Below are 23,277 nucleotides of genomic sequence, written 5' to 3'. Positions count from 1 at the left end.
GCCTCAGGCGGCGATCCTGCCCCTGCCGCTGCGGTGCGGCCGCTTCCGTGCCGCAGCGCGTTCCGGGGTCCGCGAACCCAGCAGGACCTGGCCGCCGTCGGGCACGGTGCTGTCCGCGTGCACGTGGACCCCGTGCTCAATGAGGACCCCGGAACCAATGCGCGAGTGGCTGCCGATGTGTACCCGGCTTCCAATCACCGTCGCACGGCCGATGCGCACGCCGTCACCCACCACCGTCCGGTCGCCGATCCTGGCTTCACGGTCAATCCAGCTCCCGTGGCCGATCCGGCAGCCGGGACCGATCTGTGCGCCCTGCTCCACGTACGTCATGGCGCCGATGCGGGCGCTTTCGGCCACGACTGCCCCGGGCGCCACCAGGCCCCCGCCGTTGCCGTGACGGACGTAGCGGGTGACCTTCCCGGCGTCGTCCTCAACAGATACAAACTTCCCGTTCATTCAATCCCTCGTTTACGCGCGGGTAACTTACCGAACATTCAGTTAACGGTTGAGAACCCACAGGGATTCCCGCGCGGCCGCAAGGAAAATCAGCCCACGGGTGGTGCAGTAACGCCGTCCTCCTGCCCGGTCTCCTCTTCCTCTGTCAGCTGCAGGACCGTGCCCTGGTAAGCGGGCAGTTCGAGGAAGAAGCTGTGCAGGTCATCCACCTGGCCAACGGCATCGCCGGTGAACAGGTCGTGGACGGCAGCCCCGGGCGCCAGGTGGCTGGACTGGATGCTGCCCGCAATGTCCTGGTCGGAGAAATTCAGCACCGTAACGCCCAGTGCGCCGCTGTTCAGCCGGACCACCATCACCAGCAGTCCACGGTTGGAGACGTCCGGTACATCCAGCAGGGCACCTGTGGCGATGCCGCTTTCCTCGCGGACCGCCAGGATCCGCTGCAGGCGCCTCGCGAAGGAGGACGGGTTCTGCAGCTGCTCGGGGAGCGGGCCGTACAGGCTCCGGGCCCGGGGCATACCAGCGGAGGAGGTTACCGCGTCCGGGCTGGTGCCCATGATGTCGTGAGCACCGCGGTTGATCCAGCGGGTGTCACCCTGGGCGGTGAGTTCGGCGACGCTCTTGCGGTCCAGTGCCATGATGCCGGCCAGGTCCCAGCCGGAGAGTGCGAAGACGCCCGGCTGGAGCGCGTTGTACATGGCGAGGAGGATGTGGACATCCAGGATCCGCGCCTCCTCTTCCGGGGTCACCGCTTGGGGGTCCTTGATGCCCAGCGCGGCCATGATGAAGCTGACCGACGTGCAGGCGATGCCGTTGGTGGTGAACAAGGCGTTGTAGGGGGCGTTCTCCCCGGTCAGGCGCTCCCGCATGGTCTGCTGCACCTGTTCGGCAACCTGGGCGCCCGTCAGTTCCTGCCCGTTGAGCTCGAAGACCTCATCCCGGTGCCCCGCGGCAAAGTGCATCAGCTCGTACGTCAGTTCGTCATGGTTCTGCAGGGCGTGGACCAGCGATGCCTGGTCGACGCCGATTTCCATGGACAGCTTGAGCGTCAGCCGCAGGAACTCGGTATCGGCGGTGACCAGCGCGTAGTGGTAGGCCGGCCGGGTGATGAAGTCGTAGGAAAGGTCCGGGCCCGCCTCGGACGTCGCCTTGATGTCGTCGATGGTCAGGTTCAGCTCCTGGAAGGAGAACCCGCCCACCTTGCGGATCATTGAGCCGATGAGCTGGTTGGCTGCCTCGGACAGCGGATGCCCCTCGGACCAGCCCGGCTGCTCCTCGGCGCTCTTTTCCACCCCGAGGAAGCCGTTGGCATCCAGCCGCAGTGCGCCGGTGCCCAGGTCCACCAGGGAATGCAGTGCGTCCCCCACCACAAGGCGCATCCCGGCGAACGTCGGGTCCAGCCAGTTGATGGACGGCTGGCCTGCCTTGAAGTAGTGGAGGTAGACCCAGCGGCGGGTCTTTCCGGTGGTGTCCACGATGGGCCGGGTGGCGCTCCAGTTGGTTTCCTTGACGCCCGGTTCGTAGAAGATCACCCGCTGCAGCCGGCCAATGATGTACCCGGCCTTCTGCAGGGCCTGCTCGGAATCGGGGCTCAGGTTGACGGAGTCCTGCCCCTCGGGGACGTCCGGCAGCAGGTGCCAGTCCTCCTCCGGGATATCCACCATGTGGTAGATGCCCGGGTAGTCCCGGAAATTCATTTCGGCCAGGCGGAAATCAGCTCCCTTGCCGGTGTGGCCGGGAACGATGTCATCGATGATGGTTCCGCCGTGTTCCGCGGCGACCTCGCACATCCGGCGGAACTCATCCTCGGTTCCGAACACCGGATCGATCGCCATGCTGATCCGGTCGAAGTGCCCGTCCACGCTGGGCGTCTGGGACCAGCCGCTGATGCCTCCGGCCAGTTTCACCGGACCGGTGTGGATGGCCCGGATGCCTATTTCGCTGAACGCTTCCCACATGGCCGGATCGCCCAGGGCCGAGAGGAAGGACTCGGTGGACCTGGTGATGAAGGACAGCGGATAGGCAGTGAACCAGACGGGTGCCCGCTCCACGGCAGCCCGGGGGTTCGGGTGAGCGTAGGAGTTCTGCCACATGCTGGCTTGCCCGGAGAGCTGCCGGGCCAATGTGTTGGCGTCGCCGAGCATCGCCTGGTTCCGCAGCCATTCAACATAGGCCGCATTGCGTCCATCGAATTCGAAGGATGGCCTGGTGGCAAAGTATTGGCGCCGCCGGGCGGTGGGCCTTAGGGCCTTGGGCCGGGCCGGATAAAACTGCTCGTCGAAATTGACGTCCGGGTCCGCTGACGGTTCAGCAGCTGCTTCTTCGTTTTCGCCGGCAACGGTCTCCGCTTCAAAAACATCGTCGCTGGTCATCGGTTCCCGCATTGAGTCCTCTTTCTACAGTTGGTCCCGCGGTCCCAAGGCATACTGCCTGGCCACCCTGCTCATAGTCCAACGTACCCGGGGGCGCGGGGACTATTCGCGCGAACTACGAAACTACCAAGAAGTGGCTAGGACACCAGGGTGGCCGCGGCCGTGTCCATGTGCTCGAGGATGGTCTTGCGGACCAGGGCGGCGTCGCCGGTGTCGATGGCGGCGACGATGTCCCGGTGTCGGTCCACGCTCATGTTGCTGACGCCCTTTTCCCGGCCGGCGAACATGATGGACATCCGGATGGAGCCTTCCAGCGATTGCCAGGAATGCAGGAGCGTCTCGTTGCCGGTCAGGCGGCAAAGGGTGCGATGGAATTCGAGGTCCGATTCGATCCGTTCCTCAAGCGTCCCGTCAGCTGTCGCGCTCATCGCGTCGATGGCTTTGTGCAGGGACTGCGTGACGTGTTGCCGGTCCGGAAGTTCGCAGAGGGTCCGGGCGGCAAGCGACTCCAGGGCGGCGCGGACGGCGAAGATATCCCGGATTTCCTTTTCATCCAGGTGCCGGACGGAGAGCCGGCCACGGGGCCCGGCCGAGAGCAGGCCTTCCTGTTCCAGCTGGCGCAGGGCTTCACGGAGAGTTCCCCGGCTGATCTGCAGCATCTCGGACAGCTCGGTTTCCACCAGGTGCCGCCCGGGTTCCAGCTCGCCGCTGGTGATGGCGGTCCTCAGTGCCGCGAGCGCCTGCTCGCGCAGGCTTTTCTTTTCCAGTCCCAGCAGCGGGGCTGTCAGTCCGGCCATGGCTTCCGTCCTCAATGTTGTAAGTCGACTGTTTACAGTCGTACGTCGATACTACGACAGAAAGCACGGCACCGGCCGGGACCGGTGCCGTGCTCTTTGATGCTGAAGGTCAGCCCAGTTCGGCGAGGACCTTTGCGACGATCCGGTCCACGGCAAGCCCGTAGCGGTCGTGCAGGGTGGGCAGCGCCCCGGCGTCGAGGAACTGGTCCGGCAGCGCCACGGGGACCACGCGCTTTCCTACGCCGGCGGTGACGACGGCGGAGGCGACGGTTTCGAACAGGCCGCCCACCACGGAGTGGTTTTCCAGCGTCACGGCCAGCCGGTCGGTGTTGATCTCCTTGAGGACGGTTTCGGCGTCGAACGGCTTGATGGTGGGGGTGTGTACGACGGCGACGTCCACGTTGTGTGCCGCCAGCGCTTTAGCGGCCTGCAGGGCACGCATGGTCATCAGGCCGGAGGAGATGAACACAACGTCGTTGCCGCCGCGCAGGACCTTGGCCTTGCCGAGCTCGAACGTGTAGTCGTATTCGTCCAGGACGGTGGGCACGTTGCCGCGCAGCAGGCGCAGGTAGGTGGGGCCCTCGGACGCTGCGAGCTGGGGGACAGCCTGCTCGATGTCCACCGAGTCGCAGGGGTCCACGATGGTCAGGTTGGGCATGCCGCGGAAGATCGCCATGTCCTCGGTGGCCTGGTGGCTGGGGCCGTAGCCGGTGGTGAGGCCGGGCAGGCCGCCCACGATGTTGACGTTCAGGTTGGGCTCGGCGGCGTCCAGGCACAGGAAGTCGTAGGCGCGGCGGGCAGCGAACACCGAGTAGGTGGACGCGAACGGCACCAGCCCGGTTTCCGCCAGGCCGGCCGCGGCGCCAAAGAGCAGCTGCTCGGCCATGCCCATCTGGAAGAACCGTTCCGGGAATGCCTTGGCGAAGATGTGCATGTCCGTGTACTTGCCCAGGTCCGCGGTCAGGCCGACGATCCTGTCGTTTTCCTGCGCGGCCTTGACCAGGGCGTGCCCGAACGGTGCGGACGCCGTCTTCTGGCCCGGGTCAGCGAAGGAGGCGATCATGGCCGAGGTCTTCAGCTTCGGCTTGACGGCTGTCGTGGTGTTGGGGGCCTCGGTGGTGGTGCTCATGCTGAAGCCTTTCCTTCATAGCCGGCGGTGAGCTGCTCGCGGCAGGTCTGCCATTCGTGTTCTTCGATGCGCATGAAGTGCGCCTTTTCGCGGTTTTCGAGCAGGGGTACGCCGCGGCCTACCTTGGTGTCGCAGAGGATCACGGAGGGGCGTCCGACGGCGGCGGCCTGGGTGGCTGCGTTGTCGAAGGCTGCGAGCAGCGCGGCGACGTCGTTGCCGTCCACCCGCTGGGTGTACCAGCCGAACGATTCCCACTTTTCGGTCACCGGCTCGGTGCGCAGTACCGTGTCCGTCTTGCCGTCCGCCTGCAGGGCGTTGATGTCCACCATTGCTGTGAGGTTGCCCAGCTGGTGGTGGTGCGCGCCCATGGCCGCCTCCCAGGTGGAGCCTTCGTCCAGCTCGCCGTCGGAGAGGAAGTTGAACACCCTCGAATCGGAGCCCTGGTACCGGAGGCCCAGGGCCATGCCGACGGCGATGGTCAGGCCGTGGCCCAGGGAGCCGCCGGAGATCTCCATTCCGGGCGTGTAAGTGGACATGCCGGACATCGGCAGCCGCGAATCATCCGAGCCGTAGGTTTCGAGCTCGTCGACCGGGACGATGCCGGCTTCGGCCAGCGCGGCGTAGTGGCCGATGGCATAGTGGCCGGTGGAGAGCAGGAACCGGTCCCGGGCCTCCCAGTGCGGGTCCTCGGCGCGGAAGCGGAGCTGGTCGCCGTAGACCGTGGCCAGCATGTCCGCTGCACCCAGGGCCTGGCCCACGTAGCCCTGGCCCTGCACCTCGCCCATGTTCAGGGCGTGGTGCCGGATCCGGTAGGCGGCGGCGGCGATTGTGGCGATCCGCTCCTGAGCCGCTTGGCTTTTGATGGCCGGGGCTTGGACGGTTTCTGTCGGCATGGCTTGCTCCGTGTTCGTATCGTGCGTGACGGTCATTAGACGCTCACCGTGTTGGGGGTGCTTTTGGTGGCTTCATCGGCCAGCTCGCGCTCGCGCTTTCCCCAGGTTTCGCGGGTGGCGACTGCGGCCCACAGGCCCACTGCTGCATAGGCGCCGAACAGAAGGGCCGGGCCCATCCAGCCGAAGCTGACGAAGAGCAGCGTGGTGACGAAGGGGGTGAAGCCGGAGACCATGGCGGAGATCTGGTAGGCAAGGCTGGCGCCTGAGGCGCGGGTCTTGGCCTGGAAGAGCTCCGGGAACCAGGCGCCCTGGGCGCCGGCAAGTGAGTTCTGGCAGACGGCGTAGGAGATGGCGATGGTGGCGATGATGAAGAAGAACAGGCCGGTGTTGACCAGCAGGAACATGGGCACGGCGAACAGGACGGCGAAGGCGCAGGACCAGAGGTAGACCGGGCGGCGGCCGATGCGGTCGGTGAGGCGTGCCCACGCGGCGGTGGCGAAGATGCCGATGAAGGATGCGATGCAGAGCGCCACGAGGGTCTGCGTCTTGTCCGCCAGCTGTTCGGTGTGCAGGTAGGAAATCATGTACGTGATGGACACGGCGTAGCCGGCAGTCTCAGCAACGCGGAGGCCGATGCCCTTGACGATGTTGCGCCAGTCGGTCTTGATGACCTCCACGATGGGGGACTTGACGATGTCACCGCTGTCCTTGACCTCGTCGAAGACGGGGGACTCGGGAACCTTGGAGCGGATGATCAGGCCCACAACCACCAGAACGATGCTGGCCAGGAACGGAACGCGCCAGGCGAGTTCGCCACCGAGATTGACGCTGACCAGGAAGACCAGGTTGGCGAGCAGGAGGCCTACCGGGAAGCCGGCCTGGACAATGCCGGTGTACTTGCCCTTGGACTTCCATGGTGCGTGCTCGTAGCTCATCAGGATGGCGCCGCCCCATTCGGCGCCGAAGGCCAGGCCCTGGACGATGCGGACAAACACCAGCAGCGCCGGAGCCAGCAGGCCCACCTGGCTGTAGGTAGGGAGCAGGCCGATCAGGAACGTGGCCACGCCCATCAGGATCAGCGAGGTGACCAGCACGGGCTTGCGGCCCACCTTGTCACCCAGGTGTCCACCAATGATGCCGCCCAGCGGGCGGGCAGCGAAGCCAACGCCCAGGGTGGCGAAGGCGGCCAGGGTGCCGGTAACGGGATCGCCGGTGGGGAAGAAAGCGGTCCCGAAGTACAGCGCAGCGGCGGTGCCGAAACCGATGAAGTCGTACGTCTCGATTACTGCGCCCACACCGGAGCCAATGGCGACGCGCTTCGCGTCCTTGGTGCCATGCACTGGACCGCGCATGTTCAGAGCATCTTTGCCCATGGTGGTTCCCTTTCGGAAAGCGGCTCGTTGGGGTAGCCGCTGTCGACGGTTAACAAAATGATAGGTCCAGTGTGATCGGCGTCATGAGCAATGTCAACAGTCAATGTCGGAGGTTGACTGTTAACATTGGCAGGACTAATGTGGTCCCCATCACGAATGCCCGTGCGAGCCGGGCCAGCCAACCCAAGGGACCAAAGATGTTCCATCACAGCCAAGGAGCACCATCATGACCACCATCCAGCGCACCGCAGTCCTCACCGGGGCAACCTCGGACCGGGGCATCGGCATCACCACCGCACGCCGCTACGCCAACCAGGGCTGGGCAGTGGTGATCCTGGACCTCGACGGCGAGAAGTCCGCCAAGGTCGCCGCCGAGATCGGAAACGAATTCAACGTCCCCGCCTTTGGCCACGAAATCGACGTCGCCAACGAAGCATCCGTCAACGCCGCCTACCAGGCCGTAGCCGCGGAGGTCACCGCCGGCAACCTGCCGCCGGTAGGGGCCCTGGCCAACATCGCCGGGATCACTTCCCCCGTCCCGTTCCTGGAGACCACCCTTGAGCTGTGGCACAAGGTGATGGACGTCAACGCCACCGGCACCTACCTGGTGACCAAGGCCTTCCTGCCGGACATGATCGCCAACGGCTGGGGCCGGATCGTCAACATGTCCTCCGTATCAGCCCAGCGCGGTGGCGGGGTCTTCGGCAAGGTCCCGTACTCCGCAGCCAAGGCCGCCATTCTGGGCCTTACCAAGGCCCTGGCCCGCGAACTGGGCACCACCGGCGTGACCGTCAACGCCATCACCCCGGGCGCCGTGGACACCAACATCCGGGTGGGCAGCACCGAGGAGCAGGAAGCCGCCATCAACGCCGGGATTCCGCTGGGCCGCAACGCCACCACGGAAGAAGTTGCTGCCGTGATCACCTTCCTGTCCTCCGAGGAATCCGCCTACCTCACCGGCACCACGGTGGACATCAACGGCGGAAGCCACATGCACTGACCGCGCCATGAAGTGGTTTCGCTTTCACGACTGGAGCCGGCTCGTCGGGATTCCCGTGGAGGTCCGGAAGGATTTCCAGCTGGTCCGGGCAGGGGTGGTGGATGACGCCATGCAGGATTCCTCCGCCCTCTGGCTTGCAGCGGACATGACAGCGGGCAGGGCCCTGTTCTCGGCAGCCGAGGGCTATGAGGTGTGGATCCATCCCCGCGAACTCGGCGGGCAGCTGTGCTACAAAATGGCGTCCGTCCAGCTGGCCGGACGGAAAACGGCTGCGGCGGCCGGGCGGGCGTAGGGCGGCGGGGCTGTGCATCCCGCCAGCCCGTTCCTACACTGGGGTGATGATCACAGTCACCGGAAGCGTGGAAACCAAGCTGTCTGCCGAAAAGGCCTTTGCCTTCATGAGGGAGTTCGAGAACACGAGCACGTGGGACCCCAACACTCCCGTGATGGACAAGCTGACGCCGGGCCCGGTGGCGGTGGGCCACCGTTACCACGCGGAGTCCGAATTCCGGGGGAAGCGCCAGACCCTGGAGTACGAGGTCATCGAGCTGACGGAGAACCACATCAAGCTCCGCGGCGAGAACAAGACCGTCACGGCCTTTGACTCCGTTGACGTCAGCCCGTCCGGCACCGGGTCGCTGGTGAAGTACACGGCCGAGTTCAGCATCAAGGGACCGGCCAAGATTATTCAGCCGCTGCTGAAGCCTGCCTTCATGCAGCTCCGGGACCCCGCGCTGAACGGGATCCGGGATACCCTCAACGCCCAGGCTGCAGGCTGACCCGGTTCGCCTCGAAGAACTCCCTGATGTCCCGGCGCGGATCCGCGTCCACCCGGGGTGCCGCGTCGAGGATCATAGTGTTGCGGTGCCGCCCGTATTCCGGCCACTCCAGTCCGGGCAGGACGGGTGTTCCGGTCCACGCGAATGACGCCCACGCGCCGCTCATGGTGTCGCTGAGGGATTGCGGTGCCCGGCCGCGGGTGAGGAAGGCCGCCTCCGGCGCATCCAGGTGCCGGAAGACGAACGGGATGTCCAGGGCGTGGCATGCCCCGAGTTTTCCGCCCATGGCCGGGCTGCGCCAGGTGAAGAGGTAGGAAAAGGTCCGGCCCGGCGCCCCGTGCCGGGCGCCACTACCGCGCGCGTCCAGCAGGTTGTTGCTGGGCTGGCGGTAGACGGAATCGGCAATGGCGGCTTCGAGGAGTTCCTTGCCGGACACATCCCGCGGCAGGCCGGCGTCCTGCGATAAACCGGCCTCCAGCGACAGAACCTTGGCGAGGGCGGCCGCGTAATCCGCCGCCCGGTCCCCGGCAATCCCGGCGGCCGTGAGAACGGCGGCCGCGCGTTCCGGATAGCCAGGATCCTCTGGGGCAGTCGGCCGCATTTCCACCGCGAAGGACCCCTCGTTGAGGTTGGTCCCGACAATAAGATCCACTCCGGCGTTGAGCCCTTGCCGGACCGCGTCCAGGGGCGGCTGCGGCAGTGAGGGCGTCCCCACTGTCGGCTGGAAGGGCAGGGGAACCGCGAATGTTTCCCGGCCCACCTCCTGCACCAGCTTTTCCTGGGCCTTCAGCAGCCGCTCCACGGGCAGGGCCAGCAGCTCGGCGGCCGAGTAGCTGTCCAGGCCGCACAGGGCGAGGAACCTCCGGCTGGTGCTGGCAGAGTCAACGGGCGTGCGCCAGCGTTCGGCGGTGCCGCTTTGCATGATGGCCCGGCGGAACAGGCCTTCCGACGCCGGCATGCCCAGGAGGGTGCCGATGGCCGCGGCCCCGGCCGATTCCCCAAACAGGGTCACGTTCTGCGGGTCCCCGCCGAACCCGGCGATGTTGCGGCGGACCCAGCGCAATGCTTCGAGCTGGTCCAGGAGGGCAATGTTGGAGGAGTCTTCGTAGCCAGGTCCCAGGAGGTCCGCCAGGTGCAGGAAACCGAGCGCTCCCAGCCGGTAGTTGATCGTGACCACCACGGCATCGCCCGCGGCGGCGAGGTTGGCGCCGTCGTACATGCCGTCACTGTTGGAACCACTGAGGTAGGCGCCGCCATGGATCCACACCATCACGGGCCTGGCAGGGCCGTCCGTGGCGGGAGTCCAGATGTTGAGGTTGAGGCAGCCCTCCTCGCTCCAGATCCGCGGTTTGGCGCCGGGCGGTGCCGGCGACTCAGGATTCTGCGGGGCGGCCGGACCCGGCGCGGTGCCGTCGAGCACACCGGGCCATGGGGACACGGGAACGGGCGGGCGGAAACGGCGTTCCCCCGTCGGCGGCTCCGCGTACGGAACCCCCAGGAAACTGTGCACCGGGACGCCGCCGGCCGTCACTGTTCTACCGCGGACGGAGCCGCTGTGGCTGGAGGCGGGCTTCATGGTTGACACGTTACGTCCTTCGCACGGGTAGGCTGGAATGACCGTTTGGCAGTGAGCGGCCATGTTGTTATGGCTTTTCATTTTCGTCCGGGAGGAAAGATCCTTGGTGGTCACCGATGTTGCGGATGGCAGAGTCTTTGCCGATGTTGCAGCGCACCTGCAGGACCTGGTCCTCGGGAACCGCGGCGTGGAGCAGCTCCTTCAGGACCTCGCAGAGTACTCTGCCGCGCGCCTGGGCAGTGCCGGCCGGGACGTGTCCTGCGGCATCAGGCTGACCCGCCCCAAGAAGCCCACCGCCACGGCCGGCAGCAGCCCCGGCTCCTGCCTGCTCACCGAGCTGGAAGACACGCAGGGGGACGGCCCGGGCCTGGCCGCCATCCGGACCAGGGGAACAGTCCTCGTCCCGGACCTGGAACACGAAGACCGCTGGCCGGAGTACGTGGTGGCCGCCCGGGAGCAGGGCATCGGGTCTGTGCTGGGCATCCCGCTGATCCTGGAAGGCAAGGACCTCGGCGCTCTTACCCTTCACTTCGAGCAGCCGGGGGCGTGCAGCGGTGACGACGCCGCCACCGCCGAGGCTTATACCGAACAGGTCTCCAAGGGGCTCACGCTTGCCCTCCGGATGGCCAGGCTTCAGGAGTCCAGGGACGGCATGAGTGCGGCCATGCAGTCACGGACGGTCATCGACCTGGCCACCGGTGCCATCATGGCGCAGAACCGCTGCAGCCAGGCCGCCGCCTTCCAGGTCCTGCGCGAGGCCTCCAATTCCAGGAACGTGAAGCTGCGGGACGTCGCGGCCACCGTGGTCTCCTCCGTGGCGGGCGGCACTGACACCTTCACCTACTTCGACGAGTAGGGATCCTGCCGTTCCTTCTGCGGAAGCGCGAGGAGGGAACCGCTGAAGGGTGCCCGGACCAGTGCATTCGCCGCGGCACAGTGCTCATTCACTGCCTGGTTCAGGGCATCCCGGTCATCTTTTGACAGTGCCGCCGTCCCGGAGCTGTAATCCCTGATGTCCTGTTCGGAGGCGTCCCCGCCGAGGGCAACAAAGTCGAGCCACACCTCGGCGAGGTCGAGGCTGTGCCTCTTGATCACCGCTCCGGTCAGGGCCTGCTGGTCCGCTTCATCCATCGTCCCGTCCTAGCTTTGGGAGTTTTGTCCCAAGGGATTCGGAGCGGGCGGCCGGACTGATGGGTGAAGTGCCGGATCTCCCTAGGCAGGCTGCGTCACGTGTGACAGCGCATGCTCACGGGCGAGGCTCCCCAGCCAGTGGGCGCTTTCCTTGGGAGTGCGCTCCTGCGTGCCGCGGTCGACGGCGATGAGCCCGAACTTGGGCCGGTAGCCGAAGATCCACTCGAAGTTGTCGAAGGCGGTCCAGGCGATGTAGCCCCGGACGTCGATGCCGTCCGCCAGGCAGGCCGCGACGCCGTCCACGGCCACCTGAAGGTAAGCCACGCGCTGGGCGTCGTCCTCGGTAGCCAGGCCGTTCTCCGTCACCATGACGGGAATGCCTGCGATCCGGTGCGCTTCGCGGATGGTCGCCTCCAGTGCCTGCGGGTAAATTTCCTCGCCCATCTGGTTGACCTCCACGCTTTCGGGCGCCGGTGCGTGGCCGTCCGGACCGTATACCGTGCGGCCGTACGTCTGGATCCCCACGAAGTCATCGCCCCGGGATGCTTCGAGGAAGCGCTCGTTGACGTCCCGGCGGACCCGGTCGGCCAGATCGCGGCCGCCCTCGATGGACTGGATGTCCGAGTTGGCAAGCGTCCAGCCCACCTGCAGCCCGGGCCGGTGCGCCTTGATCGCTGCGGTGGCGGCCCGGTGAGCCGCCAGCTTGACGGCGAACCCGGCCTCGGTGGAGCAGAACTGGAAGGGCGCCACGGTGCTGGCATACACGCCCAGGCGTTCGGCGGCGGCAGCCCACATGGGCACCGAAACGCGGTTTTCCGGCGCTTCACCGCCGATGCCAAACGATTCCAGCAGCCACGGCAGGTTCGGTTCATTCAAGGTGCAGGCGACGCCGACCAGGTCACCCAGGTGCGCCATCACGCGGCCGCAATAGCGGGCAAAAAGCTCCGCCGTCCGCGGGCCCTCCCACCCGCCCATGGCCAGCAGCCACCGCGGTGACGTGAAGTGGTGGAAGGTCACAACCGGGGTCAGTCCATGGTCACGGCACGCCTCCAGCATGCGGCGGTAATGGTCCAGTTCGGCCACCGAGAAATGGCCTTCCTCGGGTTCTATCCGCGCCCATTCCAGCGAGAACCGGTAGCTGGTGAAGCCGAGTCCGGCGATCATGGCGATGTCCTCGCGGTACCGGTGGTAATGGTCCACGGCGTCACCTGAGGGCTCGGCAAAAATCGTTCCGGGCAGGTGCTCCAGGAGCCACGTGTCGCTGTTGACGTTGTTTCCTTCCACCTGGTGCGCGGCGCTGGCCACACCCCACAGGAAGTCGGGCGGGAAAAAAGGGGAGACGGTCATGGTGATCCTTTCGGTGCAACGCCGGGGCCCGGCGCCAGGCTTCGCTGCCTTGACATTCATCCTGTCCTGCGCAGTGACCGGCGCCACAGAAGTATTCCAACCAATGAAATAGTCGTGTCTGGCGAAAACGTGCCCACAGCATTCTTGAGGAAGCCGGCCACTCGCCTGGCCCACACAGTCCTCTCCGTTGTCACATCAGAATGCAAAGGCGCACTACATGAAACTCCTGAACTCCACCGCCCGTGGGAGCTCCGCCATTCTGGCCGGCGCCCTCCTGCTGGGATCACTCACCGCCTGCGGCGGCGGCTCCGGCCAGGCGGCCGCCAAAGTGGACACCAGCACCCTGACCCTCGCCATCGACAGCGACTCCGCATCCTTCGGCTTCGATCCGCTGCGTGTGTCGGCCGCCCAGCGGCAGTTCTTCGAAGGGCTCTACGAAAGCCTGATGATCCTGCAGCCGGACGGCTCGGCAGGCCCGGGCCTGGCCAAGGAGTTCAGCTACAACGCTGACAACACGGTCCTGACCCTGACCCTCAAGGACGACGTCACTTTCACGGACGGGTCAAAGCTCGACGCCGAACTGGTCAAGGCAAACCTCGACCGCCGCTCCGACCCGGCCTTGACTGCCTACTCCGCCGTCGCCAAGGGCGGCGCGCAGGAGATCGCCTCGGTGGACGTCGTCAGCCCCACGCAGGTGGCCCTGACCTTCGCCAAGCCGCAGCCGGGGTTCGAAAAGAACCTGGCCTCCACCACCGGCATGATCGTCGGCAAGACCGCCGTTACAGACACCGCGAGCCTCGCTGCAACCCCGGACGGCTCAGGCCCCTACACGCTTGATCCCTCCACCGTGAAGGGCAACAAGTACGTCCTGGTCAAGAACAGCAAGAGCCCGGAAGCCTCCAAGTACGCCTTCGACAAGGTCATCTTCAGTGTGGTCCTTGACCCGCAGGCCCGGGCGAACGCCCTGGTCTCCGGCCAGGCCGACGTTGCCATGCTGACGTCCTCCACGGTGGACTTCGTGAAGACCAAGGGCGTGGGGGTGTCCCAGATTGGCGGCACGGTCAACACCATGATCTCCTTCGACAAGATCGGCAAGACTGCTCCGGCGTTCGCCGAGGAAAAGGTCCGCCAGGCCATCCAGTACGCCATCAACCGCCAGGCCCTGGTGGACGCGCTCCACAAGGGTGACATCCCGGCCTGGAACGCCCTGCCCAAGGACTCCGCCGGCTTCACCAAGGACCTCGAAACGGCGTTCGCCTACAACCCGGAGAAGGCCAAGAGCCTGCTCGCCGAGGCCGGCTACCCGGACGGCTTCGAGTTCACCATCATTGCCGGCGCCCAGACCCAGACGGACCTGCAGGCAGTCCAGAAGGACCTCGCCGCCGTCGGGATCACCATGAACGTCAAGATGGCCGCCTCAACGGACGAGGCGTTCGCCGCCGTCGCCACCACCCCGCTCGGCTACGCACCGCTGAACTGGGACAACCCCGTGGGCGTGATGTACGGAGCAGTCCTGAGCGGCTTCACCAACGTCCAGAAGGCCACCGACGAGCAGCTCAGCGCCGCCACCGGTGAGCTGGCTGCCGCGAAGGACGACGCCGCCGTCAAGGCCGCGGCCAGCAAGCTGAACACCCGGCTGGTGGAATCCGGCTGGATGATTCCGCTGTACGAGGCGCTCACCAACCAGGGCTACAACACCAAGAAGGTGGCGCCGGTGGAGTTCGCCGGCACCAACGCCTACCCGCTCCTCTCGTCCTACAAGCCGGCCAGCTAACACCCGCACCTGCCGGACGGGCCTTCCCCCACAGGAGGGCCCGCCCGGCAGGGCCTGACCGATGGAGGTCACCATGGCACTATTCATCACCAAACGCCTGCTGATGGCGCTTGCCACCGTTCTGGTGGTTGCGGTGCTGGCATTCCTGTTGGTGCACGCGATGCCCGGAAGCCCCGGAGCCGTCTCGCTCGGAGCCGGCGCCACCCAGGAGGCCATCGACGAAGTCAACCAGCGGCTGGGCTGGAATGATCCGCTGCTGACCCAGTTTGTCCGCTGGCTGGGCGACGCCGTCCAGGGCAATCTCGGCACTTCGCTGATTGACGGCCGCTCCGTCAGCGCCGACCTGGCCAGCAGGCTTCCCGTCACCGCGTCCCTGGCCGCCGGGGCCACGCTGCTCAGCGCTCTTTTGGGCATCACCCTGGGCGTCACCGCAGCGGTCCGCGGGGGAACGGCAGACCGCATCATCGGCGCTGCCTGCGGCATGGGTGTGGCCCTGCCCAACTTCTGGGTGGGCGTCATCTTCGTGTACCTGTTCGCGGTCCAGTCCTCCATCTTCCCCGCCACCGGCTACGTCCCGTTCGAGGCATCCCCGCAGGACTGGGCACTGTCCCTTGCCCTGCCCGTCATCACCCTGGCAGTGGGCGGCGCAGCGTTCATCGCCCGCCAGACCAGGGCCTCCATGCTTGAGGCGCTGCAGCAGGAACACATCCGGACCCTTCGCGCCACCGCTACCCCCACCTGGAAAATCCTCTACGTCCACGCCCTGCGGTATGCCAGCCTCCCCATCGTTGCCGGCATCGCACTGCAGTTCATCCAACTGTTCGGCGGCTCCGTCATCGCGGAGCAGCTGTTCGCCATGCCGGGCCTGGGCCAGGCTGTCCAAACCTCCGTCAGCACCCATGACGCTCCGTCCGTCCAGGGCGTGGTGGTGATCGCCACCGTTGTGGTGGTTGCCGTGAACCTGGTGCTGGAACTCGCCACCAAGTTCCTAGACCCGAAGTTGCGTGCCTCATGATCCCCTCAGTTGCCCCTGCCCCCGCGGGTTCCCCCGCCGAGGCTCCCGCCGCCGGTGCCGCAGCGCCCACGGTGTCCCGCCGGCCGGCACTTACCCGCTTCTCCGGGAGCAAGCTGTTCGCCTCACCGGGAAGCATCGCCGGGGTGGCCTGGCTGGCCGCCATGGTGGCCGCGTCCGTGACCGCGCCGCTCTGGCTGCCCTTCAAGACCGAGGACCAGGACTTCACCGCAGTCCTCTCGGGCCCCACGGCCGCGCACTGGCTCGGCACCGACGAACTGGGCCGGGACCTCCTCAGCCGCATTTTCGCTGCCGCGGCCGGCACCCTGGGAACGTCCATGATCACGGTGCTCGTCGCCGTCGGGCTCGGGACCATCCTGGCCATGCTGGCAGCCGCCGGCGGGGACCGCACGGAGTCGGTCATCAGCCGCACCACCGAGATCATGATGTCGATCCCCGGCACCGTGATCATCCTCGCCGTGATCGGCGCGGTGGGCACCAACATCCCCGTGGTCATGGCCATCCTGGGCATCCTCATTTCCGCCGGCATCTACCGCGTCATGCTGGGCCAGGCCAAGTCGCTGCAGTCCCAGCTGTATGTGGACGCAGCCAAAGTGGACGGCGTCAGCATGCTCGGGATCAGCCTCCGGCACGTCCTTCCCGGACTGACCAACACCATCGTGGTGCAGTCCGCCCTCATCTTCGCCGTCGGCATGCTGATCCAGGCCGGCCTCGCCTTCATCGGGTTCGGCCCGCCCATCCCGCAGCCCAGCTGGGGCGGGATGATCCAAAGCGCGTCCCAGCACGTCTACGACGCCCCCTGGCTGATGGTTCCCACCGGCGCCGTGCTGGCCCTGACCGTGCTTGCCGCCAACGCCATCGGCAATGCCCTGGGCAAGTCGCCCAACGCCACCGCCTCCCACCTGCCGTCCGCAGCAGCCCGCCGCCAGCGGGCAAAGGCCGTCTCCGCCATCGCTGCAGCATCACCGGTAAACCCGGAGGAGGCACCGGCGCAGGACCAGCTCAGCGTCCGGAACCTCTCCGTGGGCGTGGACGGCAGCGTCCGCCTGGTCACCGACGTCTCGTTCGACGTCGAACGCGGCACCGTGCTTGGCCTGGTGGGAGAGTCCGGCTGCGGCAAGACCATGACCGCACTTTCGCTGCTGGGACTGCTGCCCTCCGGGGTGTCCGTGACCGGCGGGGAAATCCTCTGGAACGGCAGGAACCTGGCCGCGGCAACTGACAAGGACATGGAAGGCATCCGCGGACGGGAAATCGCCCTCATTTCGCAGGAACCCATGCGCGCCCTGGACCCGATGTTCACGGTGGGCTACCAGCTCACCGCGGCGATCCGCCGCCTCCGTGGCATGGGCAAGGCCGAAGCCCGCACCGAAGCCCTGGGCCTGTTGCAGAAGGTGGGCATCGTGGACGCCGAACGCATCCTGAAGACCTACCCGCACCAGATCAGCGGCGGCATGGCACAGCGCGTCGCCATCGCCCTGGCACTGTCCGGCAGGCCCCGCCTCCTCGTTGCCGACGAACCCACCACCGCCCTGGACGTGACAGTGCAGGCGGAAATCCTCTCCCTGCTGCGCTCGCTGGTGAAGGACACCGGCATGTCGGTGGTCATCGTGACGCACGATCTCGGCGTGGTGGCCGACATCTGCGACAGGGTGGCAGTGATGTACGCGGGCCAGGTGGTGGAAAGCGGCCAGACCGCCGGCATCCTGGACAACCCCCGGCACCCGTACACCCTGGCGCTCCTCGCAGCTGATCCGCACGCCAATTCCGCCGCGGACATGCCGGAGCGGCTGGCAACCATCAGCGGCCAGGTGCCGCAGCCCAAGGACTGGCCCGCAGGCTGCCGGTTTGCCGCCCGCTGCCAGTTCGCCGGCTCCGCCTGCGCCGCCCCGGTGCCGTTGCTGCCGTCCGGTTCGGAATCCGGGCTGGTCCGCTGCGTCAAGGCGGACGAACTCGCGGTTGAGGGCCTGGCATGGGTGCCCACCGAAGTGCCCACCCACCGTCTGCTGGACGTTACCCCCAAGGTTATGACTGTTGAAAAGGACCTGGCATGAGCATCGAGACCCCGGCCCGACAGGCACCAGCGGCCGTCCTGGCCACCCCCATCCTCGAGGTCAAGGACCTCGTGGTCCGGTACGGCCGCGGCCGCAAGGCTGCCGCAGCCCCTGCCGCGGTGGACCGCGTCAGCTTTACCATCCAGCCCGGTGAGACAGTTGGCCTGGTGGGGGAGTCCGGCTCCGGAAAGTCCACCATCGGCAAGGCCATCCTGGGCCTGCAGAAGGTCTCCGCCGGATCCATCAGCTACCAGGGCAAGGACATCACGCACGCCGGTTCCGGCCGGCGGCGGGCCCTGGGCAGCGAACTGCGGGCTGTCTTCCAGGACCCCAACTCCTCGCTCAACCCCCGCCAGACAGTGGGCGCCTCCCTGGCCGAGCCCCTCCGGATCCGCGGCGTTGCCGCACCGGATGCCCGGGACAGGGCAGAAGCCATGCTGGAACGCGTGGGCCTTCCCCGCGAAGCCGTGGACCGGTACCCCAGCCAGTTCTCCGGCGGCCAGCGCCAGCGCATCGCCGTGGCCAGGGCGCTGATCTGCGAACCCAGCCTGGTGGTGTGCGACGAGGCCGTGAGCGCCCTTGACCTTTCCACCCAGGCCCAGGTGCTGAACCTCCTGGCAGACCTTCGCGATGAGCGGGGACTGAGCTACCTGTTCATCGCCCACGACATCTCCGTGGTGCAGTTCCTGGCCCAGCGCGTCGTGGTGCTGTACCGGGGGCAGGTGATGGAGAGCGGGCCTGCCGCCGCCGTCACCGAGGACCCGAAACACCCCTTCACCCAGGCGCTGGTGGCAGCGTCCCCCGTGCCCCGGCCGGCCGAGCAGGCCGAGCGGCGCACGCTGCGTGAATCCATGGGGGTGCGGACGGCATCCTCAGTTTCCAACGCGCCGGGCGGCTGCCCGTTCCGGCAGCGCTGCCCGCTCGCCACCGAACTGTGCGCAACGGAACGTCCCGCCCTCCGCGTGGTGGGCGGATCTGACGTCGCCTGCCACTACGCCTGACGCCATCATTGCCCCAAGCACACCTCCCTGCAGACCTATAGAACGGAACCCTTCATGACACCCACGTGGCACGCCGCCATGATTTCACCGCAGCAGGACTTCGACGGCGCCCCGCGGCTCCGCAAGGAGTTCCGGCTTGAGGAGGGCCACGGGGCCGTGGTGAAGGCGACGCTGCGCGCCACCGCCTTCGGTGTCTACGAGGCCTTCATCAACGGCGCCCCCGTGGGCGTCGATGTCCTGAGCCCGGGCTGGAGCTCCTACGAATGGCGGCTCCGCTACCGCACCTACGATGTGACGGCCCTCGTGGCACCGTCAACGGTCATCGGCGTGGAACTGGGCAACGGCTGGTACCGCGGCCGGCTGGCCTGGCACGGCGAATCCAACCTGTACGGCAGCGAGCTGGGGTTCTACGGGCAGCTGGACATCGAATACGCGGACGGGCACGTCCAGTCCGTCGCCTCGGACGGCACGTGGCAGGCCGGCCCCTCCGCCACCACCTTCAACGAGATCTACGACGGCCAGGCCATCGATGCCCGCCGCACCCAGCCCGGCTGGACCAAGCCAGGCTTCGGCGGCGGCGGCTGGACGGGCGTGCGTGAGGTGGAGTTCGACGCCGGCCGGCTGGCAGAGCCGGTGGGCCCACCCGTGGTGCGTGCCGGCGTCGTCAAGCCCGTCAGGGTCTTCACCTCACCCGCCGGAAAAACCCTCGTGGACTTCGGCCAGAACCTGGTGGGCTGGCTGCGGTTCACGGTCCAGGGCGGGCCGGGTGAGGTAATCACGCTGCGGCACGCGGAGGTGCTCGAAGACGGCGAGCTGGGCGTCCGCCCGCTGCGCTCGGCCAAAGCCACGGACACGTTCATCCTTTCGGGAGGGCAGGACTTCTTCGAGCCCACCAAGACCTTCCACGGCTTCCGCTACGCCGAGGTGACCGGCTGGCCCGGCACCCTCACCGAGGACTCTCTCGAAGCCGTGGTGGTCCACTCCGAACTGGAGCGCACGGGGACTTTCGAATGCTCCAACGAACTGGTCAACCAGCTGCACCGCAACATCGTCTGGGGGCTCCGCGGCAACTTCCTGGACCTCCCCACCGACTGCCCGCAGCGCGACGAACGCCTGGGCTGGACCGGCGACATCGCCGTGTTCGCCCCCACCGCCGCGTTCCTCTACGACGTCAAGGACTTCCTGCAGGATTGGCTGCTGGACCTCGCCGCCGAGCAGGAAGCCGCCGACGGGCTGGTCCCCATCACCGTCCCGGATATCCTCAAGTACTGCCCCCAGCCGCCGGAGTTCCCGAAGCCGGAGTCCTCCGCGCTGTGGAGCGAAGCCTCCGTCTGGGTGCCGTGGGCGCTCTGGGAGGCCTACGGTGACGTCGGCGTGCTGGAAAACCAGTACGCGTCGATGGCCTCGCACACCCGCCGGGTGGAGGGACTGCTCTCACCCACCGGGCTGTGGGACCAGGGCTTCCAGTTCGGCGACTGGCTGGACCCGGACGCCGCACCCGACGAGCCCTGGGCTGCGAAGGCCGACACCGGCGTGGTGGCCACCGCCTGCCTCTACCGCACCGCGTGCATCACCGCCCAGACCGCCAGGCTCCTGGGCAAAACGGACGACGCCGCGTACTTCGAGCAGCTTGCCGGCCGGGTCCGGGCGTCCTTTGCCGAGCACTATGTGGCCGCGGACGGAACCATCCGCAGCGACTGCACCACCGTCTATGCCCTGGCCATTGCCTTCGACGTGCTGCACACCGAGGGCCTGCGGGAGTTCGCCGGGAACCGCCTGGCGGAGCTGGTCCGGGATAACAACTACCGCGTTTCCACCGGGTTTGCCGGCACACCGTTCATCACGCACGCCCTCACGGACACCGGCCATGCCGACGAGGCCTACCGCCTGCTCCTGGAAGAGAGCTGCCCCTCCTGGCTCTACCCCGTAACCATGGGTGCCACCACCGTCTGGGAGCGCTGGGACTCCATGCTGCCGGACGGGACCATCAACCCCGGCGAGATGACCAGCTTCAACCACTACGCCCTGGGCGCGGTGGCCGACTGGATGCACAAGGCCGTCGGCGGCATCCGGCCCCTCGCCCCGGGCTACGGCAAAGTCCGGATTGCACCGCTGCCGGGGGTCGGGATCGACTGGGCCAGGACGTCGCTGAAGACGCCACACGGCACCGTCAGTGTGGAATGGCGGCTCGACGGCGGCGCCCTCCACGTGGAGGCGACGGTCCCTGACGGGGTGGAGGCCGACGTCGACCTTCCGGGCCGCGAGCCCTTCACTGTCCAGGGCGGCACGCACCGCTTCACGGCGGATGCGGGCCTTCTGGCGACGTAGCCGACTTGGAAAACCGCAAAGGCCGGGGGCCGGAACAGATGTTCCGGCCCCCGGCCTTTGCGTGTTGGCTGGCGCTGCAGCGTCAGTTGGCGGCGCCTTCCAGCAGGTACTCCTCGTCCTCCGCCACGTTCGAATCCCGGCCGAGGGCCAGGCCCACCATGGTGAGCAGGCAGGCGGCGGTCAGGTAGATGGCCACCGGGAGCCAGCTATTGAAGGCGCCCATCAGGAGGGTGAACATGAACGGTGCCAGAGCGCCGCCGATGATTCCGGCGAAAGTGTAGGCCAGGGAGCTGCCGGTGGACCGGAGCCGCGGGCTGAACTGCTCCACCACGAAGGCGGCCTGGGGGCCGTACATAAAGGAGTGGAACACCAGTCCCATCACCGTGCCGATGATCAGGACCGTGGGCGACTTGCCTTCCAGGACGAAGAAGAACACGAAGGCCCACACCGAGGCGCCAACGGCGGCGGCACCGTAGACGAGCCGGCGGTTGATGCGGTCCGAGATGGCTCCTGCCAGGGGCATCGTGAAGAGCTGGAGTGCCGAGCCGATCATCACTGCCACCAGGACCTGGCCGCGGTCGAACCCGAGTTTCTGGATCCCGTACGTGAGCGTGAAGACGGTGCACAGTGCGTACAGCACGTCCGGGCCGATGCGGCTCAGGATGGCTGCCGCCAGCGGGCGGCGCTGGGTGAGCAGGACTTCGCGGATGGGTGCGTTGGGCTTTTCGCCGCGGGCCTCAAGTGCGCGGAACACCGGTGTGTCCTCCAGCTTCAACCGGATCCAGAGCCCGAACGCCACCAGGACGGCCGAGATAAGGAACGCGATCCGCCAGCCGTAATCAAGGAACGCCTGCTCGGAGAGGACCAGGGTGAGGACGGCCAGGGCGCCGTTGGCCATCAGGTTGCCGGCAGGCGGGCCGATCTGCGCGGCGGAGGCCCAGAACCCGCGGCGGTTGGGGTCGCCGAACTCGCTGGAAAGCAGGACGGCGCTGCCCCACTCGCCGCCTACTCCCACGCCCTGGGCAAACCGCAGCAGGACCAGCGCGGCCGGGGCGATGATGCCGATGTTGCCGTACGTCGGCAGCAGGCCGATCAGGAAGGTTGCGACGCCGATCAACATCAGCGTGATGACCAGTACCTTCTTGCGGCCGATCTCGTCCCCAAGCCGGCCGAAGATGATGCCGCCCACGGGCCGGGAGATGTACCCCACGGCGTAGGTGGAGAAGGCGAGCAGGGTGCCGGTCAGCGGATCCTGGGCGGGAAAGAAGATGAGGGGAAAGACGATCGCGGCTGCTGCCGAGTAGACGGCAAAGTCGTAGAACTCAAGCGCGGTGCCGGTGAGGCTGGCGGCAAAGGCTTTGTACATGTCCTTGCGTCCGACAACCGTTGTCGGCTCGGCGGCAGGTACTGGCGTGATGGCCATTGGTGTCCTCCAGGGGATGCGGTGCGGTGTTGCGTACGGCTGAAATTGCCGGCGGTGGCCGACGACGCGTCCGGGTCATGGCGGCATGGCCTGGCGAAGACGCTGGGTTGGGCGGGCATCCGGCGCTTCGCAATAGCCGCTGGCCGGATGGTCACTTTTCGATTCAGGTTGTTGAACAATCTGAGGTTGTTGAACAATCTAATGTGAAGTGGACCACTACGTCAAGGGCTGGGCACAAAAGAGGCATCCACCCGCTGCCGCAGCAGAAGTGGATGCCAAGCCGCACCTGGTGAAGGGCGGCTACGGGTCAGCGACCGAAGGGACGTGCCTCCAGCCGTTGTTTGGTCTGCAGGCCGCACTGATGGATGGCCCGAAGGAACAGCGCTGCGAGCCGCGGAAGGACTACGGCATCCGCCTCGCGTGTCTGGATCCGGATCTCGCCCTCCAGGTCCGTTAGCAGGGCGGACAGCCGCTCGGCACCTACGGCATGGCTGGACAGCTTGAGGCCCTGGACGGCGTCCAAGGACCCTTCGAGGTCGCCCGTGGTCAGGGCCAGCCGCAGCTGGTTGAAGCGCCGCGGCAGGCCCTCGATAAAATCGTCCGCAAACACCCTCCGGCAGCCTTCGTATTCGTCCAGCTCCTCGCGAAGCCCGTCAAGGAATGACGGCCCCACCACCGGCAGCGTGGCATCGCCCAGCGCGCCCGTCGCGCCCCTGCGGCCGGATTCCCCTGAAGGGGCGGTGCATTCGGTTCGCAGCTTCATCGTTGTCCATCCCCTGCCGGCAGCCTGCACCAGGACAGCTGCCCGGCG

Annotated in this window: 20 protein-coding genes; 9 read left to right on the top strand and 11 right to left on the bottom strand. The window is 67.0% G+C overall.

Annotated elements, in window-relative coordinates; translation table 11 throughout:
* Positions 1-3: 3 nt before the first annotated feature.
* The 6 genes from B5520_RS09235 to B5520_RS09210 all read right to left on the bottom strand — a co-directional run bounded on the left by B5520_RS09235 (position 4) and on the right by B5520_RS09210 (position 7,020).
* Positions 4-456, bottom strand: coding sequence for a DapH/DapD/GlmU-related protein (locus B5520_RS09235; RefSeq protein ID WP_079596773.1), 453 nt, complete (start codon positions 454-456; stop codon positions 4-6).
* An 89-nt stretch (positions 457-545) separates the two neighbouring features.
* Positions 546-2,840, bottom strand: a complete 2,295-nt coding sequence (gene treS, locus B5520_RS09230) for a maltose alpha-D-glucosyltransferase (protein ID WP_079596772.1) — start codon at positions 2,838-2,840, stop codon at positions 546-548.
* A gap of 125 nt (positions 2,841-2,965) precedes the next feature.
* Positions 2,966-3,625, bottom strand: coding sequence for a GntR family transcriptional regulator (locus B5520_RS09225; RefSeq protein ID WP_079596771.1), 660 nt, complete (start codon positions 3,623-3,625; stop codon positions 2,966-2,968).
* Positions 3,626-3,734: 109 nt separating this feature from the next.
* Complete coding sequence (locus B5520_RS09220; protein WP_079596770.1) at positions 3,735-4,754, bottom strand: transketolase family protein; 1,020 nt, start codon at positions 4,752-4,754, stop codon at positions 3,735-3,737.
* Positions 4,751-5,647 (bottom strand): transketolase, encoded by an 897-nt coding sequence (locus B5520_RS09215; protein WP_079597005.1) that lies wholly within the window; start codon positions 5,645-5,647, stop codon positions 4,751-4,753. The genes B5520_RS09220 and B5520_RS09215 overlap by 4 nt, the downstream gene beginning before the upstream one ends.
* A gap of 35 nt (positions 5,648-5,682) precedes the next feature.
* Positions 5,683-7,020: an MFS transporter gene (locus B5520_RS09210; protein WP_079596769.1), complete on the bottom strand. Its 1,338-nt coding sequence runs from the start codon at positions 7,018-7,020 to the stop codon at positions 5,683-5,685.
* 226 nt (positions 7,021-7,246) lie between these two features.
* On the opposite strand from B5520_RS09210, the gene B5520_RS09205 reads away from it, so the two are divergent.
* From B5520_RS09205 to B5520_RS09195, 3 genes are read left to right on the top strand one after another with little or no spacing between them, the layout of a single operon-like run.
* Complete coding sequence (locus B5520_RS09205; protein WP_079596768.1) at positions 7,247-8,020, top strand: SDR family NAD(P)-dependent oxidoreductase; 774 nt, start codon at positions 7,247-7,249, stop codon at positions 8,018-8,020.
* Between the two features lie 7 nt (positions 8,021-8,027).
* Positions 8,028-8,312 carry a hypothetical protein gene (locus B5520_RS09200; RefSeq protein WP_079596767.1) on the top strand — a complete coding sequence of 95 codons (285 nt, stop codon included), beginning with the start codon at positions 8,028-8,030 and terminating at the stop codon, positions 8,310-8,312.
* 46 nt (positions 8,313-8,358) lie between these two features.
* Entirely contained in the window at positions 8,359-8,799 is a 441-nt protein-coding gene (locus B5520_RS09195) for an SRPBCC family protein (RefSeq protein ID WP_079596766.1), read from the top strand.
* On the opposite strand, the gene B5520_RS09190 is transcribed toward B5520_RS09195, so the two are convergent.
* Positions 8,777-10,375 (bottom strand): carboxylesterase/lipase family protein, encoded by a 1,599-nt coding sequence (locus B5520_RS09190; RefSeq protein WP_079596765.1) that lies wholly within the window; start codon positions 10,373-10,375, stop codon positions 8,777-8,779. The two genes, B5520_RS09195 and B5520_RS09190, sit on opposite strands and share 23 nt — an antisense overlap.
* Positions 10,376-10,436: 61 nt before the next feature.
* Here B5520_RS09190 and B5520_RS09185 point away from each other — a divergent pair, with 61 nt between their 5' ends.
* Entirely contained in the window at positions 10,437-11,231 is a 795-nt protein-coding gene (locus B5520_RS09185) for a GAF and ANTAR domain-containing protein (RefSeq protein ID WP_079596764.1), read from the top strand.
* Here B5520_RS09185 and B5520_RS09180 read toward each other — a convergent pair.
* On the bottom strand, positions 11,216-11,506 hold the full coding sequence (locus B5520_RS09180; protein WP_079596763.1) for a hypothetical protein: 291 nt from the start codon (positions 11,504-11,506) through the stop codon (positions 11,216-11,218). The genes B5520_RS09185 and B5520_RS09180 overlap by 16 nt on opposite strands.
* 81 nt (positions 11,507-11,587) lie before the next feature.
* The gene (locus B5520_RS09175) at positions 11,588-12,853 is read right to left on the bottom strand and encodes a glycoside hydrolase family 1 protein (protein WP_079597004.1); all 1,266 of its coding nucleotides are present in this window, start codon (positions 12,851-12,853) and stop codon (positions 11,588-11,590) included.
* A 217-nt stretch (positions 12,854-13,070) separates the two neighbouring features.
* On the opposite strand from B5520_RS09175, the gene B5520_RS09170 reads away from it, so the two are divergent.
* The 5 genes from B5520_RS09170 (at position 13,071) to B5520_RS09150 (ending at position 21,043) form a co-directional block, all read left to right on the top strand.
* Positions 13,071-14,627, top strand: a complete 1,557-nt coding sequence (locus B5520_RS09170; protein ID WP_079596762.1) for an ABC transporter substrate-binding protein — start codon at positions 13,071-13,073, stop codon at positions 14,625-14,627.
* Between the two features lie 61 nt (positions 14,628-14,688).
* Entirely contained in the window at positions 14,689-15,642 is a 954-nt protein-coding gene (locus B5520_RS09165) for an ABC transporter permease (RefSeq protein ID WP_079596761.1), read from the top strand.
* Positions 15,639-17,714 (top strand): dipeptide/oligopeptide/nickel ABC transporter permease/ATP-binding protein, encoded by a 2,076-nt coding sequence (locus B5520_RS09160; protein WP_079596760.1) that lies wholly within the window; start codon positions 15,639-15,641, stop codon positions 17,712-17,714. The genes B5520_RS09165 and B5520_RS09160 overlap by 4 nt, the downstream gene beginning before the upstream one ends.
* Positions 17,711-18,715, top strand: a complete 1,005-nt coding sequence (locus tag B5520_RS09155; protein WP_079596759.1) for an ABC transporter ATP-binding protein — start codon at positions 17,711-17,713, stop codon at positions 18,713-18,715. The genes B5520_RS09160 and B5520_RS09155 overlap by 4 nt, the downstream gene beginning before the upstream one ends.
* A 54-nt stretch (positions 18,716-18,769) precedes the next feature.
* Positions 18,770-21,043 carry an alpha-L-rhamnosidase gene (locus tag B5520_RS09150; protein WP_079596758.1) on the top strand — a complete coding sequence of 758 codons (2,274 nt, stop codon included), beginning with the start codon at positions 18,770-18,772 and terminating at the stop codon, positions 21,041-21,043.
* An 82-nt stretch (positions 21,044-21,125) separates the two neighbouring features.
* Here the strand turns inward: B5520_RS09150 and B5520_RS09145 are convergent, their stop codons facing one another.
* Both B5520_RS09145 and B5520_RS09140 read right to left on the bottom strand, forming a co-directional pair.
* Complete coding sequence (locus B5520_RS09145; protein WP_079596757.1) at positions 21,126-22,466, bottom strand: MFS transporter; 1,341 nt, start codon at positions 22,464-22,466, stop codon at positions 21,126-21,128.
* Positions 22,467-22,773: 307 nt separating this feature from the next.
* Positions 22,774-23,229 carry an Hpt domain-containing protein gene (locus B5520_RS09140; RefSeq protein ID WP_254865530.1) on the bottom strand — a complete coding sequence of 152 codons (456 nt, stop codon included), beginning with the start codon at positions 23,227-23,229 and terminating at the stop codon, positions 22,774-22,776.
* Between the last annotated feature and the right edge of the window lie 48 nt (positions 23,230-23,277).

Origin of the sequence: Arthrobacter sp. P2b, assembly GCF_900168295.1 — a bacterium.
Classification (GTDB): Bacteria; Actinomycetota; Actinomycetes; order Actinomycetales; family Micrococcaceae; genus Arthrobacter.
This window is presented reverse-complemented; position numbering and strand designations above follow the sequence as displayed.